The sequence below is a fragment of the Leisingera sp. CC-HEC093 genome (assembly GCF_059429195.1).
The window spans coordinates 1819864-1832235 of the sequence record NZ_JCAIJR010000001.1 but is presented as its reverse complement, the minus strand read 5'-3'; the positions used below and the strand labels follow the sequence as shown (position 1 = coordinate 1832235).

The following is a 12372-nucleotide window of genomic DNA, read 5'->3' as shown; positions in this document are numbered from 1 at the left end:
AATCTGGCTATGACAAAAACATATCGTATCGCTGCCATCCCAGGAGACGGGATCGGCAAAGAGGTTCTGCCGGTCGGTCAGCGCGTCATTGACCTTGTGGCGCAAAAGCACAACTTCACTGTGGACTGGACCGAATTCGACTGGTCCTGCGAACGCTATCACGAAACGGGCCGGATGATGCCCGAAGATGGCATCGAGCAGATGAAGGCGTTTGACAGCATCTTCCTTGGTGCGGTCGGCTTTCCCGGTGTTCCGGATCATGTGTCGCTTTGGGGGCTGCTGATCCCGCTGCGCCGCGAATTGGATCAATATGCCAATGTCCGGCCTGTGCGCCTGCTGAAGGGCATTACCACGCCCTTGGCCGGGCGTGGTTCCGATGATATCGACATGATCATCGTGCGCGAAAACGTCGAGGGGGAATACTCCGAGATCGGCGGGCGCGTCTATCAAGGCACGGAAAACGAGGCCGCTATTCAGGAAAGCATCCTGACCCGCCGCGGCACGGACCGGATCATGGACTATGCGTTCAACGTGGCCAAAACCCGCAAACGCAAACATGTGTCTTCGGCCACCAAGTCGAATGGCATCATTCACACAATGCCGTTCTGGGACGAACGTTTTGCCGCCGCGGCCGAGCGCCATCCGGGCATTGATACGGCTCAGTTCCATATTGACATCATGACCGCGAACTTTGTCCTGCATCCGGATTGGTTCGACGTGGTTGTGGCCTCGAACCTCTTTGGCGACATCCTGTCCGACCTGGGTCCGGCCGTCGCTGGCTCTATCGGTATCGCGCCCTCGGCCAACATCAACCCGGAGGGAAAATACCCTTCAATGTTTGAACCGGTCCATGGCTCGGCGCCTGACATCGCAGGCAAAGGTGTCGCTAACCCGGTTGCCGCAGTCTGGACTGCTGCCATGATGCTAGAGCATCTGGGCGAAGCAAACGCCGCAGCTGAGATCGAACAAGCCATTGAAACTTCTTTGGCAAGCCCTGATACCAAGACACGCGATTTGGGCGGCACTGCCGACACTGCAGGATCGGAAGCCGCCATTCTGGCCGCACTGTCGTAAGGAACAAAGACATGAAAAAAGCAGAGATCGTCTATGATGATTTTGCCAAGGTGGAAATGCGCCTGGGCAAGATCGTCGAGGTCAAGGATTTCACCCGCGCGCGCAATCCCTCCTACAAGGTCTGCGTAGATTTTGGTGAGCTGGGCCAACGCTGGTCCAGCGCTCAGATCAAAAACTACTCCGAAGAAGAACTGCTTGGACGGCACGTTGTCTGCGTGGTGAATATGCCTCCACGCAACATTGCCGGTTTCAAATCTGAAGTCCTGGTTATGGGTGTCCCGAACGAAGCTGGTGAGACTATCCTGCTGCAGCCCTCGCAGGATGCGGTTCTGGGAAGCGAAGTCTTCTGATGTCGGCCCGGCATACAGGATTGGGTTCGCTGGCGGTTCTCTCATGGGGCACATTGGGGGTTCTTGGCGCCTTTTCAGCCTCCCTGCCGCCCTATCTGGTCCTGACGTTCTGCTTTGCGATCGCGGCGGGCATGGGGCTTGCTATATGCGCCGCCACGGGCCGCAAGCCAGTGCGTCTGCTGGACCGCAGCACCCTCTTGTTTGCCGGGCTTTTGGCCGCCTACCATTTGGCCTATCTGGAAGCTTTCCATCACGCAGATCCCATCCCAGTGTCGCTGATCAATTACCTATGGCCTGCTTGCCTGATCATCCTTGGCAACCTGTTCTTCCAACTGCGCAGCGGGTTCTCGGGTTACCTTGGAGCCGCGCTTGGTTTTGCCGGGGTGTTAATCCTGATCGGCAAAGATGGATTTGCACTCCAGCTATCTGAGACACTCGGCTACGGCCTTGCCTTTGTTGGCGCCATTCTCTGGGCGTTGTTCTCAAACCTGCGCCGCCATGATCAGTCAGATGCTATCTCTGCAATGACGACAATCTGCTTTGCCTCCTCATTGCTTTGCGGTCTCTGGTGGATTGCAAAAGGGGCGGACCTGCCTGCGCTGAGCGCCTCGGATGTTTGGGTCATTGCAGCGCTTGGTCTGGGGCCTGCCGGGGGAGCGTTTTTTCTCTGGGATCTGGGTATGCGTCAGGGTCATGCTGCTCTGCTTGGCGTCCTAGGGTACTCAGCTCCGGTATTCTCCACCATACTCATGCTCGCGCTCGGGTTGGGTCAGCCAGGCTGGGAAATCTTCGCTGCGATAGCCTTCATCACTGCAGGTGGGATCGTGGTTCACACCGGATCAAAAGGCTCGGCGAAGGGCGCTGTTGAAGCTGAAATCAGGTGAAAGGGAAATGGAACGACGTCCGCTCTTGCCTCAGAACAAGCAGATCGTTTCACGTAGATCAAAAATGCTGCTTTGCTGGGGCTTTTGTGTTTTCGTTCTGATCTCTGTGGGGGCCGCAATCCTGCTTGTCTGAGTTTAGGTGCAGTTTCCTTTTCGTTTTCCTGCGGTTTGCTGAACGTTCACAATTTTGCAGTGTGGTGAGACGAAGCTGCCGATAATGCTCAAAGTAGCGAGCGCCCGCCTCCGGCTCTTACATTGGGTTTCCACAGGCGAATTGCGTAGATTGACGCCAATGGAACAGCTGCAGTGCTTTTTCACTTTGTCCCAAGCTCCAGTCGCGTAGAACCGGCCCAATGAAGGCCCCCTTCTTTTTGCACCTTCACAAACGCGATGACTTTCGTGGATCTGCGAAGCTGTTCGACCGCTCAGACCCTGGAGCATCCCTCTCAATTGTTCTGCCTGCGGCTACCACACGGACTCGCACCCTTTCTATGCGCGAAGGTCACCCAAGGGTCGGCAGCAACCAAATGCGCTGGCGTCAAGAACGTATACGATGATCACTGCTGACACCTCAGAGTGGCCTTAAGGCGAGGCGACATTGCGATCACCGCCTTGGTTGGCTGTCGGCGTAGTAGCTGATTGTCGAAAACAGCCCTGTACGCTTTAATCTGAGGTCGCGAAGCGTCGCAAGCAGTCATTGATTTGGCCGCGGCGAATTCACTCTTTGTCCGGCACTGTGTGAATTCACCGGGTTCAGAAGCTCGCTGTCGCAGCGAACGGCAGAAACGGCGGGCTGCGCCGCAGCAAAAATCCTCGGTCGGTTGCGTCAAACGGCCGAGTTTGCAAAGGGCGCTTCCTGCGCTTTGCTGACCCTGTTCCAGCTGGCGGTATCAGAACAAGTGCTTGCGCCATGCTGAAGGTCCGCTTGCGCTGGAAGGCTTGAAAAAGCTCGCACATGCAGCGATCGGCGCCAAGCGTGTCAACTTAACGGCAAGTTTGGACTGACTGCTGTCTTGGAGCAGGCTGATGTGAAACTCTATCTTTTCACTGTTGCAGAAAGCAGCGGCTGCCCCCATCGCCGTGCATGAAGCTACCTGGCCCCCGAATATGCAGGCACAGCAAAACGAAAGAGCCTGTGCTCTGTTTCCGCAATGCATTCAGCCTCGGCCACAATGCTCCAACCCAGATATAGAAAAGGCGCCCGCCGAGCGCCCTATATGTAGATCCTGGTGAGAACTCGTGCCGAAACGGTGGGAACTCGATCAAGATTTACATACAATCTCAGTGGGTCCAGGGGCTGCGGCGGCTGGTGGCGAAGTTGTCGCCATAACCGCCCGGGCGGATGTTGGCCTTGCGCTCCTTCGGCTCGACAACAACCGCGTCGATGCCGTGGTCCTCCGCATATTCCACCGCCGCTTCCTTGCTCTCAAAGCGCAGTTTGACCTGCGCCTGGGTGTCGGTGGAGGAGGTCCAGCCCATCAGCGGGTCCACTTCGCGGGCCGAGGCAGGCGCAAACTCCAGCACCCATTTCCGCGTCTTGGCCATGCCAGAGGTCATGGCGTTGCGTGCCGGCCGGTAAATCCGCGCTTGCATGGGCTGTCTCCCGCTCCTGAGTCTCAAATCCAGCGCTTTTATGCGCTGGATGCGGGCCTGCGGCAAGGTGGCATTTTGAACAGGGTTATCCAGGTTTTGCAGCGCCGCCACAGGCCTTGCGCGCCAGCCCGCCCAGATGCGATTGCCGCGCGTGCAGAAAATCCATCAGCCGTGCCGGGTATCCCTCCGGCGGCGCCTCCTGCACCGACGGGCGCGCCATCACCGCAGCCCGCCACTCTGCCATCCTCCCCTGCGCAGGCATCAGCCCAAAGTCCCCGATGGCATCTAATGTTTCAAAGTAGCGGAAGATGGTGCCCCAGACCCCGTCCACCATGTGGAACCGTTCGCCGGCAAAGAACGGCCCCGCCACCTCCGGCGCGGTCCGCTCCAGCCGTTCGCGCAGGGTTGCGGCCGCCGCAGCAAACGCCGTCTCATCCGGCGCATTGTACAGCTTGCCGATGGCGGCCAGCGTCTCCGAGCCGAACTCGATCCAGGCCCGGTGCCGCGCCCGCTCCAGCGCATCCGCGGGATGCAGGCTGCCGGGTGTGGTCTCATCCAGGTATTCCGCAATCACCTGGCTTTCAAACAGCACCCGCCCGCTGGTCTCCAGCACCGGCACCCGGCCGGTCGGTGACAGCGCCCGGAACCAGTCCGGTTTGTCCGCCAGGTCGATATAGGTGCGACGGTGCGGGATGGATTTCTCGCTCAGCACAATTACCGCCCGCTGCACATAGGGGCACAGGTGGTGGCTGATCAGATGCAGGCCGGTCATGGGACTCTCCAATTAGATGCATATGCATGTATATCAAATGGGCAGGCGCGCTTGAATGTCAATGCATATGCATCTAAATTCCCGCCATGACCAATTCTGCCCATGATCCCTTTGCCGTCTGGCTGCCACTGGCGCGCGCGCACAAGACCATCCTCACCGCGGTGGAGGCCGCGCTGAAACAGGCTGGCCTGCCCGGCCTCGACTGGTACGACTTGCTGTGGGAGCTGGAATGCGCAGGCGACGCGGGCCTGCGCCCCTATGAGCTGCAGGAAAAACTGCTGCTGCCGCAATACGGCGTTTCGCGGCTGGCAGACCGGCTGGCCAAGGCAGGATACCTCACCCGGCACGAATGCAGCGGCGATGGCCGCGGCCAGACCCTGCTGCTCTCACCCGAGGGTGCCAGCATCCGCGCGCAGATGTGGGAGGTCTATGCCGCCGCCATGGAACCACCTATCACCAGCCACCTCAGCGCCGGCGAGGCGCGGCGGCTGGCAGAGCTGCTGGGAAAGCTGCTGCGCCCCGCGCCTGCTGACAAAATCTGACACCATTTCCCGGATTACCTGCCTGCCCCCCTTGCACCGGAACAAAAACAGACCAAAATCGACCCCAGCCGCCAACGGAGTCGCCCGATGCCCTATGCCCATTCCGACAAAACCATGCCGATGATGACCCAGCGCGCGCCGCAGCAGCGGCCCAAGCTGGAGGGCGGCAAGCGCTTTGTCATGCACACCGCCTTTGATCCGGCCGGCGACCAGCCCACCGCGATCAAGGAACTGTCCGAGGGCGTGCTGGAGGGCGAGCGCAATCAGGTGCTGTTGGGCGCCACCGGCACCGGCAAGACCTTCACCATGGCCAAGGTGATCGAGGAAACCCAGCGCCCGGCAATCATCCTCGCCCCCAACAAGACGCTGGCGGCGCAATTGTACGGTGAATTCAAGGGCTTCTTCCCGGAAAACTCGGTCGAATACTTCGTCTCTTTCTACGACTATTATCAGCCGGAGGCCTATGTGCCGCGCTCCGACACCTATATCGAGAAGGAAAGCCAGATCAACGAACAGATCGACCGGATGCGCCACTCGGCCACCCGGGCGCTGCTCGAACGCGACGACGTGATCATCATCGCGTCTGTCAGCTGCATCTACGGCATCGGCTCGGTTGAGACCTACTCCGCCATGACCCAGGACTTGAAAGCGGGCGAAATGTACGACCAGCGCCAGATCATGGCCGATCTGGTCGCCCAGCAGTACAAACGCAACGATCAGGCCTTCCAGCGCGGCTCCTTCCGGGTCCGCGGCGACACGCTGGAAATCTTCCCCGCCCACCTGGAAGACCGCGCCTGGAAGCTCTCCTTCTTCGGCGAGGAACTGGAGCAGATCACCGAATTCGACCCGCTGACCGGCGAAAAGACCGGCAGCTTCGACCAGATCCGCGTTTATGCGAACTCCCACTACGTGACGCCGAAACCGACCCTTAACCAGGCCATCATCTCCATTAAACAAGAGCTGAAGATGCGCCTCGACCAGCTGACCGGCGACGGCAAGCTGCTGGAGGCGCAGCGGCTGGAACAGCGCTGCAACTTCGACATTGAAATGCTGGAGGCGACAGGCCACTGCAACGGCATCGAAAACTACTCCCGCTACCTGACAGGCCGCGCGCCCGGTGAGCCGCCCCCGACCCTCTTTGAATTCATCCCCGACAACGCCATCGTGTTCGCGGACGAAAGCCACGTCTCCGTCCCGCAGATCGGCGGCATGTACAAGGGCGACCACCGGCGCAAGTTCACCCTCGCGGAACACGGCTTCCGCCTGCCGTCCTGCATGGACAACCGCCCCCTGAAGTTTGAGGAATGGGATGCCATGCGCCCGCAGTCGGTGTTTGTCTCCGCCACCCCCTCGGCTTGGGAGATCGAGCAATCCGGCGGCGTCTTTGCCGAACAGGTGATCCGCCCCACCGGCCTTCTGGATCCGCAGGTCGAAATCCGCCCCGTCGGTATGCAGGTGGACGACCTCCTGGACGAGATCCGCAAAATCACCGCAAACGGCTTCCGCACCCTGGTCACCACGCTGACCAAACGCATGGCCGAGGACCTCACCGAATACCTGCACGAACAGGGCATCAAGGTCCGCTACATGCACTCCGACATCGACACGCTGGAGCGGATCGAGATCCTGCGCGACCTGCGCCTTGGCGCCTTCGACGTGCTGATCGGCATCAACCTCCTGCGCGAGGGGCTGGATATCCCCGAATGCGGCCTCGTCGCCATTCTCGACGCCGACAAGGAGGGCTTCCTGCGCTCCGAGACCTCGCTGATCCAGACCATCGGCCGCGCCGCCCGGAACGCCGACGGCCGCGTCATCATGTATGCCGACCGCATCACCGGCTCGATGGAGCGCGCGTTGGGCGAAACCAACCGCCGCCGCGACAAGCAGATCGCCTACAACGTTGAGCACGGCATCACGCCCGAGACGGTCAAGAAAAACGTCGAGGATGTCCTGGCCGGCCTTTACGAAGGCGATGTCGACATGAACCGCGTCACCGCCCAGATCGGCAAGCCGATGCACGGCGCCAACCTGGAGGCGCATCTGAACGGGCTGCGCGACCAAATGCGCAAGGCGGCGGAGAACCTGGAGTTCGAAGAAGCCGCGCGTCTTCGCGACGAGGTCAAACGGCTGGAAGCGGTGGACCTCGCCATCTCCGACGACCCGCTGGCGCGGCAATCGGCGGTGGAGGCAGCGTCGGAAGCGGCGGTCAAATCGCGGGGGCGGTCAACGGCCGGCAAGGCCGGGACGCGGGCGTACAGGGGAAAATCGCAGAAGAAGTTTCTGTGAGGAGGACAATTTGCCCGCCTGCCTCGGCAGATAACGCAGCTTGCCTGCAGGTACCTGACAAACAAAGGACAATTAGCCCCCCCTGTAGGGTGGGCAATTTGCCCACCACAACCCGGTTGCGGCAAAACCACGGCTGGGCGGTATCGCCCAGCCTACTCGCCAAACGCCCCGTCCGGGCTGCGCTCGGCCCATTCCGCCGCAACCCGCCCGGCGCGGATGTCGCGGTGAATCGACGAAAACGCCCAGTCCGCAGGGCGCTCAGCCAACCCATGTTTCACCGGGTTGGCCCAGCAATAGGCGACATGCCTGCGGTAGTCCTCCTCATCCCGGATCAAATGCTCCCAGTACCGCCGTTGCCAGATCCCTTTCTCCCGTTTGGCCTGTTTGCTGGCCGACCGCCTGAAGCTGCCGTCAACCGCGTGTGAAAACCTGGATTTAATCAGCCGCCAGCGCTCCGGGAAGCCGCTGTCGCCTGCCGGCAATGTCCAGACCGCATGCAGGTGATCGGGCAGAACAACTATGGCATCGCAGCGGAATGGCGCCTGCTTCAATGTCTCTGCAAACGCCGCCCTCAGGGCCGCAATCTCCCCGACGAGCAGCGAACTGTTCCGCTGCGCCAGATTGACGGTGAAAAAATAGCAGCCGCCCTCGCGTTTGAACCGGCGGTAATTTGGCATGGGCAATTTGAACCCGGCACAAGTTAACACCTCGTTAACCAGCTCTCGGACGGTGGGCAAATTGCCCACCCTACGCCGGGAGAGCGCACCCGTAAAATCACCGCAAATCCATTAACCAATCGTCAACAAACAAGGTTTCGCAGCGCAACCCCTTTTCATTTACACCCTGCCACCCACACTCCCCCGCCCCTCTTGCCCGACTCACCTCTCCTGCCCCACACTGGAGGGCACCAGAAACTCCAGGGCGCCCCGGCTTGCCGCTTGCTGCGCCCAGACCTGAAGCCGCCGCCCGATCAGTGAGCCAGGATGCTCCCGCGGCGCCCAAGACCTGAGCCAACAGCGGCACGGGGCCTCTGCCAGCACAGGAGGACCCTTTGATGATTGCCTCACGCCTGAAACATCATCTGGAGGCACAGGGCTTGCCCTTTGCCACCGTCCGCCACCCCTATACCGCCACCGCGTCGGAATGCGCCGAAGCCGCGCATGTGCCGGGCGGCCATCTGGCCAAATCGGTGCTCATCCACATGGAGGAAGGCCCCTTTCTGGCGGTGATCCCGTCCGACCAGAAGGTTGATCTGCACAAGCTGCAGTCAATGATCGACCGCCGGCTTGGCCTCGCGCCGGAGATCGAGCTGGACCAGGTCTTTGACGATTGCGACCCGGGCGCGGCGCCTTGCGTCGGTGCCGCCTATATGGTGCCCACGGTGATCGACGACAGCCTGCGCGGCCTGGACAAAGTCTGGTTCGAGGCCGGCGACCACAAGACGCTGGTGGAGATGAAGGGCGCTGATTTCGACACCCTGATGAAAGACGCCAAACACGGCTCTTTCTGCACGATGCATTAACCGGGCAGTGAGGCCCGCAGCCAGCCGCCCCCGCCGGGCCGGGGCGGCGCCACAGGCCCTCAGGTTCGGGCCCTCAGATCCGGGCCTTCAAACACGGCCTGCAGCTATGGGCGGTCAGAAGTCGAACAGATCTTCCAGGAAGTTCTTCTTTTTCTTCTTGTAGTACTTCTTTTCGTAGCGCGGCTCATGATCCCGGCCGCGCTCCTCGTATCGTTGCGGCTGCGGCTGCAGCGCCGGTTGCGCGGGCTGTCCCGACCGTTCAATGATCTTGTCCAGCTCGCCCCGGTCCAGCCACACCCCGCGGCAGTTCGGGCAGTAATCGATCTCGACGCCTGCGCGATCCGTCATGCGCAGTTCGGTTCCGTCGATCGGGCATTTCATTTCCGCTCTCCTTTGTTCTGTGTCTCCCTCTGGGAGGTGGGCACCCGCCGGTGCGGCTGCAAGGCAACCCTGCCGCATTCACGCCGAATTTGCAGGACTCCGCCGGTTTCCAGAAAGCTGACCCATGGTAAGCTGCCTGAAAATCACGGAGGCGCATATGAGCAGCAAAACCATCTTCGCCGGGCTTTTGGCCCTGATCTTCGCCTGTCCCCCGGTGCTGGCCGGCAGCGGCGGCGGGGGCGGCGGTGACGGCATGGGCATGGACAGCGGCGGCGGCCAGCGCAGCGGCCTCAGCTCCCGCGCCACCAGGGCGGTGGTCACAACCCTCACCCGCGGGTTTGACCGCTGCGGCGAGCTGCCTCAGGTCTACAAGTTCGACTGCTTCCGCCACACCTACAAGCTGGCGGCGCAAAAACTGGACGGAAACCAGGCCTATGCCGAAGCCCGCGAGGCGCTGGTGCTGGTAGAGGAAACGCTGACCCGGTCGGTCAAGCAGAACCTGGACCCGGCCCAGCCGGTCAAGCGCAAGGGGCTGAACCTGTACCGCCCGGTGAAACCCGCCGCCGTGCCGCAGATCAAACGGCAGGCCGAAAGCGCGATGAAACAGGCCGAAACCGTTCTCTTGCGCTCCCCCGCCAGCAAGCAGGTGCATTACGCCCGCATCGCCGAGGCGGTGAACTCCAACAAGGTGCTCTTGCGCTCAGCCCTGCTGCCCGGCGCGATGATCCGGCTGGCCTGGCAGGTTCTGAAGGCGGCGGTTCCCGCCTAGGCCGGACCGCCGGCCGGGAGGCAGCCCGGCTCAGCGCACCACATGCACGGCACAGGCCGCGTGGCGCACCACGTGGCCTGAGGTCGATCCCCACAGCAGGTCCTGCATCGACGGCCGGTGCGAGGCCAGGATGATCAGATCCGGACCGTTCTGCTCTGCCCAGTCCAGAATGGTGCGGCCGGAATGGCCTTCGACCAGCACCCCTTCTGCGTCGGGCAGGGTCTTGGCCAGCCCGTCCAGCTCAGCCTGCAGCGCGGCACGGGTGCCTTCCATGAAATCCGCCGGCACATAGGAGATCGCATAGGCCGGCACCTGTTCGATCACATGCAGCAGCGTCACCTTGGCCCCGGGCGCAGACAGCAGGCGCGCCACCTTCAGCGGCCCGGTCACGTCGCGCTCCGGATCGAATGAGATCGGCACCAGAATATTATGATACATGGCAGTTCTCCCTTCGCTGCAAGTCTATACCGGTCTGCGGCGGTTCGGTTTGACCGGGATCATACCGGCGGGGCGGACGGTCAGGCGCGCAAGCGCCTCAGCCCGCGAACACCTCCGCCACGTCATACATCACCGGCTCGAAGCTGCGGCACAGCTCGTTGATCTTGCGGTTGCGTTCTCGCATCTCGGAGGAGCGCAGCATCGCCATGAAATCTTCGCGGCGGCGCCATTGCGAATAATTGGCAATCCGGGTCTGCGCGTCATTCACATGCAGGCCCGCAGCGATGAATCCGGGCTGCTTGGAAATGAACTCCGCATAGGCGTCCTCAAGCGCCTCCAGCAGGTCCTGGCAGGTGCCCGGCGTCATCTCGAATGTGGTGATAACGGTCTGGATGTCCGCGGTTTTTGCTATTTTGGGCATGGGCTTCTCCGTTGACTCTGTTCCAGCCTACGCCCGTTCGCGCATAAAGCGCACGACATTTTTTCCGGAACACGCCCAAGCAGCGCGCGCAGCGGTTAACACAACCTTAACCATAAACCCGAAACCTTGCTTCAATCGCACGGGGGTTTCAGAATGAAATCTGCCTTTACCGCCACACTTGCCGTGATGCTGGCCCAGCCGGCGGCGGCGGGCGCCTGGCTGGAGCAGCCGGGCCAGGGGTTTGCCGCAGCCAGCGCCACATACCGCCAAACCGGCACCCGCACCGGATATGAACTGAGTTACTACGGCGCCTACGGGGCCACCCCCAAGCTGACCCTTGGCGTGGATCTGAACCGGTCCGGCGACTTGTCCGGCCATGCGCTGGTCTTTGCCCGGCTGCCGCTGCGGGCGGGCACCCGCTACCGGCTGGCGGCAGAAACCGCCTTTGGCGGCCATCGCGATAACGGCCTGTGGATGATGATGCAGCGCGCCACCCTGTCTTACGGACGCGGGTTCGGCACCGGCAGGGCCAGCGGCTGGCTGGCCATCGACGCCGCCTATGAGCTGCGCAGCAACGGCCTGCAGACGGTCTGGAAACTGGACGCCACGCTGGGGCTGAACCGGCCCGGCAAAATCGCCCCGATGCTGCAAATCGAAACCGCCAAGCCGCAGGGCGGGCAGCTCTCGTATACGCTGACACCGTCGCTGCGCTATCCCCTGAAATCCGGGCGCGAGCTGATCCTGGGGCTGGAGCACCGCAAGGCAGGCACCCGCGGCCTTGGCCTGAAACTGGGCCTGTGGCAAAAGTTCTGATGTGATCCCCGCCCGCAGGAGGCCCCCATGGCGACACCGGTCCGCCCCACCGATGACGAGGCCCGCGCCCTGGCCCGCAGCCTGATGGCCGAGGCCCGCTTTGCAGCACTTGGCGTCCTGCTGGAGGCTGGCCAGCCGCTGGTCACGCGGGTGGCCTTCGGGCTGGATCCGCAGGGCACCCCGCTGAGCCTGGTCTCGGATCTGGCGCAGCACACCCAGGCGCTGCGCCAGCACCCTGCCTGTTCGCTCATGGTGGGGGAGCCGGGGGCCAAGGGCGATGCGCTGACCCATCCGCGGCTCAGCCTGATAGCAGCGGCAGAGTTTGTGCCGCGCCAGGATCCGGCGCATGCGGCGCTGGCGGCAAGTTATCTGCGCCATCAGCCCAAGGCCAAATTGTACCTGCAGTTCGCCGATTTCAGCTTTGTCCGGTTCCATGTCACGTCGGCGCATCTGAACGGCGGGTTCGGCAAGGCTTTCCGCCTTGCCGCTGCCGACCTGCTGCCGCAGAGCTAAGGCCCGGGTGGCAG

At 62.0% G+C, this 12372-nt stretch carries 15 protein-coding genes; 9 read left to right on the top strand and 6 right to left on the bottom strand.

All coding sequences use genetic code 11. The annotated features are described in order from the left end of the window. The first annotated feature begins 9 nt into the window (after window positions 1–9). The 3 genes from AC5STB_RS08830 to AC5STB_RS08820 are packed head-to-tail and all read left to right on the top strand — an operon-like array spanning window position 10 to window position 2308. On the top strand, window positions 10–1074 hold the full coding sequence (locus tag AC5STB_RS08830; protein WP_495442564.1) for a tartrate dehydrogenase: 1065 nt from the start codon (window positions 10–12) through the stop codon (window positions 1072–1074). An 11-nt stretch (window positions 1075–1085) separates the two neighbouring features. Next, complete coding sequence (locus tag AC5STB_RS08825; protein ID WP_129369423.1) at window positions 1086–1424, top strand: tRNA-binding protein; 339 nt, start codon at window positions 1086–1088, stop codon at window positions 1422–1424. Beyond that, on the top strand, window positions 1424–2308 hold the full coding sequence (locus AC5STB_RS08820; RefSeq protein ID WP_495442563.1) for a DMT family transporter: 885 nt from the start codon (window positions 1424–1426) through the stop codon (window positions 2306–2308). The genes AC5STB_RS08825 and AC5STB_RS08820 overlap by 1 nt, the downstream gene beginning before the upstream one ends. 1281 nt (window positions 2309–3589) lie before the next feature. Here the strand turns inward: AC5STB_RS08820 and AC5STB_RS08815 are convergent. Together AC5STB_RS08815 and AC5STB_RS08810 are read right to left on the bottom strand one after the other, a co-directional pair. Continuing rightward, window positions 3590–3901: an ETC complex I subunit gene (locus AC5STB_RS08815; protein WP_495442562.1), complete on the bottom strand. Its 312-nt coding sequence runs from the start codon at window positions 3899–3901 to the stop codon at window positions 3590–3592. A gap of 85 nt (window positions 3902–3986) precedes the next feature. Next, window positions 3987–4673, bottom strand: a complete 687-nt coding sequence (locus AC5STB_RS08810; RefSeq protein ID WP_495442561.1) for a glutathione S-transferase family protein — start codon at window positions 4671–4673, stop codon at window positions 3987–3989. Between the two features lie 86 nt (window positions 4674–4759). Between AC5STB_RS08810 and AC5STB_RS08805 the strand changes: the two genes are divergently transcribed. Both AC5STB_RS08805 and uvrB read left to right on the top strand, forming a co-directional pair. Next, window positions 4760–5215, top strand: coding sequence for a MarR family winged helix-turn-helix transcriptional regulator (locus tag AC5STB_RS08805; protein ID WP_495442560.1), 456 nt, complete (start codon window positions 4760–4762; stop codon window positions 5213–5215). Window positions 5216–5302: 87 nt separating this feature from the next. Next, window positions 5303–7501 carry an excinuclease ABC subunit UvrB gene (uvrB, locus tag AC5STB_RS08800; protein WP_495442559.1) on the top strand — a complete coding sequence of 733 codons (2199 nt, stop codon included), beginning with the start codon at window positions 5303–5305 and terminating at the stop codon, window positions 7499–7501. A 152-nt stretch (window positions 7502–7653) separates the two neighbouring features. Here uvrB and AC5STB_RS08795 read toward each other — a convergent pair whose 3' ends face one another. Then, window positions 7654–8178, bottom strand: a complete 525-nt coding sequence (locus tag AC5STB_RS08795; RefSeq protein WP_495442558.1) for an REP-associated tyrosine transposase — start codon at window positions 8176–8178, stop codon at window positions 7654–7656. 377 nt (window positions 8179–8555) lie between these two features. Here AC5STB_RS08795 and AC5STB_RS08790 point away from each other — a divergent pair, with 377 nt between their 5' ends. Continuing rightward, complete coding sequence (locus AC5STB_RS08790) at window positions 8556–9023, top strand: aminoacyl-tRNA deacylase (protein ID WP_495442557.1); 468 nt, start codon at window positions 8556–8558, stop codon at window positions 9021–9023. Window positions 9024–9137: 114 nt separating this feature from the next. Here the strand turns inward: AC5STB_RS08790 and AC5STB_RS08785 are convergent, their stop codons facing one another. Then, window positions 9138–9404 carry a TFIIB-type zinc ribbon-containing protein gene (locus AC5STB_RS08785; RefSeq protein WP_495442556.1) on the bottom strand — a complete coding sequence of 89 codons (267 nt, stop codon included), beginning with the start codon at window positions 9402–9404 and terminating at the stop codon, window positions 9138–9140. Between the two features lie 157 nt (window positions 9405–9561). Between AC5STB_RS08785 and AC5STB_RS08780 the strand changes: the two genes are divergently transcribed. Next, on the top strand, window positions 9562–10173 hold the full coding sequence (locus AC5STB_RS08780; protein ID WP_495442555.1) for a hypothetical protein: 612 nt from the start codon (window positions 9562–9564) through the stop codon (window positions 10171–10173). Between the two features lie 30 nt (window positions 10174–10203). Here the strand turns inward: AC5STB_RS08780 and AC5STB_RS08775 are convergent, their stop codons facing one another. Further along, entirely contained in the window at window positions 10204–10611 is a 408-nt protein-coding gene (locus AC5STB_RS08775; RefSeq protein WP_495442554.1) for a universal stress protein, read from the bottom strand. A 97-nt stretch (window positions 10612–10708) separates the two neighbouring features. After that, entirely contained in the window at window positions 10709–11032 is a 324-nt protein-coding gene (locus tag AC5STB_RS08770; RefSeq protein ID WP_495442553.1) for an antibiotic biosynthesis monooxygenase family protein, read from the bottom strand. A gap of 153 nt (window positions 11033–11185) precedes the next feature. On the opposite strand from AC5STB_RS08770, the gene AC5STB_RS08765 reads away from it, so the two are divergent. Continuing rightward, window positions 11186–11845 carry a hypothetical protein gene (locus AC5STB_RS08765; protein ID WP_495442552.1) on the top strand — a complete coding sequence of 220 codons (660 nt, stop codon included), beginning with the start codon at window positions 11186–11188 and terminating at the stop codon, window positions 11843–11845. Window positions 11846–11872: 27 nt separating this feature from the next. Then, entirely contained in the window at window positions 11873–12358 is a 486-nt protein-coding gene (locus AC5STB_RS08760; RefSeq protein ID WP_495442551.1) for a HugZ family pyridoxamine 5'-phosphate oxidase, read from the top strand. Window positions 12359–12372: the final 14 nt, after the last annotated feature.

What these genes read in the sequence shown, in the direction of transcription:
- AC5STB_RS08830 (WP_495442564.1), top strand. Translation starts at nt 10, where the DNA reads ATGACAAAAACATATCGTATCGCTGCCATCCCAGGAGACGGGATCGGC.
- AC5STB_RS08825 (WP_129369423.1), top strand. Translation starts at nt 1,086, where the DNA reads ATGAAAAAAGCAGAGATCGTCTATGATGATTTTGCCAAGGTGGAAATG.
- AC5STB_RS08820 (WP_495442563.1), top strand. Translation starts at nt 1,424, where the DNA reads ATGTCGGCCCGGCATACAGGATTGGGTTCGCTGGCGGTTCTCTCATGG.
- AC5STB_RS08815 (WP_495442562.1), bottom strand. Translation starts at nt 3,901, where the DNA reads ATGCAAGCGCGGATTTACCGGCCGGCACGCAACGCCATGACCTCTGGC.
- AC5STB_RS08810 (WP_495442561.1), bottom strand. Translation starts at nt 4,673, where the DNA reads ATGACCGGCCTGCATCTGATCAGCCACCACCTGTGCCCCTATGTGCAG.
- AC5STB_RS08805 (WP_495442560.1), top strand. Translation starts at nt 4,760, where the DNA reads ATGACCAATTCTGCCCATGATCCCTTTGCCGTCTGGCTGCCACTGGCG.
- uvrB (WP_495442559.1), top strand. Translation starts at nt 5,303, where the DNA reads ATGCCCTATGCCCATTCCGACAAAACCATGCCGATGATGACCCAGCGC.
- AC5STB_RS08795 (WP_495442558.1), bottom strand. Translation starts at nt 8,178, where the DNA reads ATGCCAAATTACCGCCGGTTCAAACGCGAGGGCGGCTGCTATTTTTTC.
- AC5STB_RS08790 (WP_495442557.1), top strand. Translation starts at nt 8,556, where the DNA reads ATGATTGCCTCACGCCTGAAACATCATCTGGAGGCACAGGGCTTGCCC.
- AC5STB_RS08785 (WP_495442556.1), bottom strand. Translation starts at nt 9,404, where the DNA reads ATGAAATGCCCGATCGACGGAACCGAACTGCGCATGACGGATCGCGCA.
- AC5STB_RS08780 (WP_495442555.1), top strand. Translation starts at nt 9,562, where the DNA reads ATGAGCAGCAAAACCATCTTCGCCGGGCTTTTGGCCCTGATCTTCGCC.
- AC5STB_RS08775 (WP_495442554.1), bottom strand. Translation starts at nt 10,611, where the DNA reads ATGTATCATAATATTCTGGTGCCGATCTCATTCGATCCGGAGCGCGAC.
- AC5STB_RS08770 (WP_495442553.1), bottom strand. Translation starts at nt 11,032, where the DNA reads ATGCCCAAAATAGCAAAAACCGCGGACATCCAGACCGTTATCACCACA.
- AC5STB_RS08765 (WP_495442552.1), top strand. Translation starts at nt 11,186, where the DNA reads ATGAAATCTGCCTTTACCGCCACACTTGCCGTGATGCTGGCCCAGCCG.
- AC5STB_RS08760 (WP_495442551.1), top strand. Translation starts at nt 11,873, where the DNA reads ATGGCGACACCGGTCCGCCCCACCGATGACGAGGCCCGCGCCCTGGCC.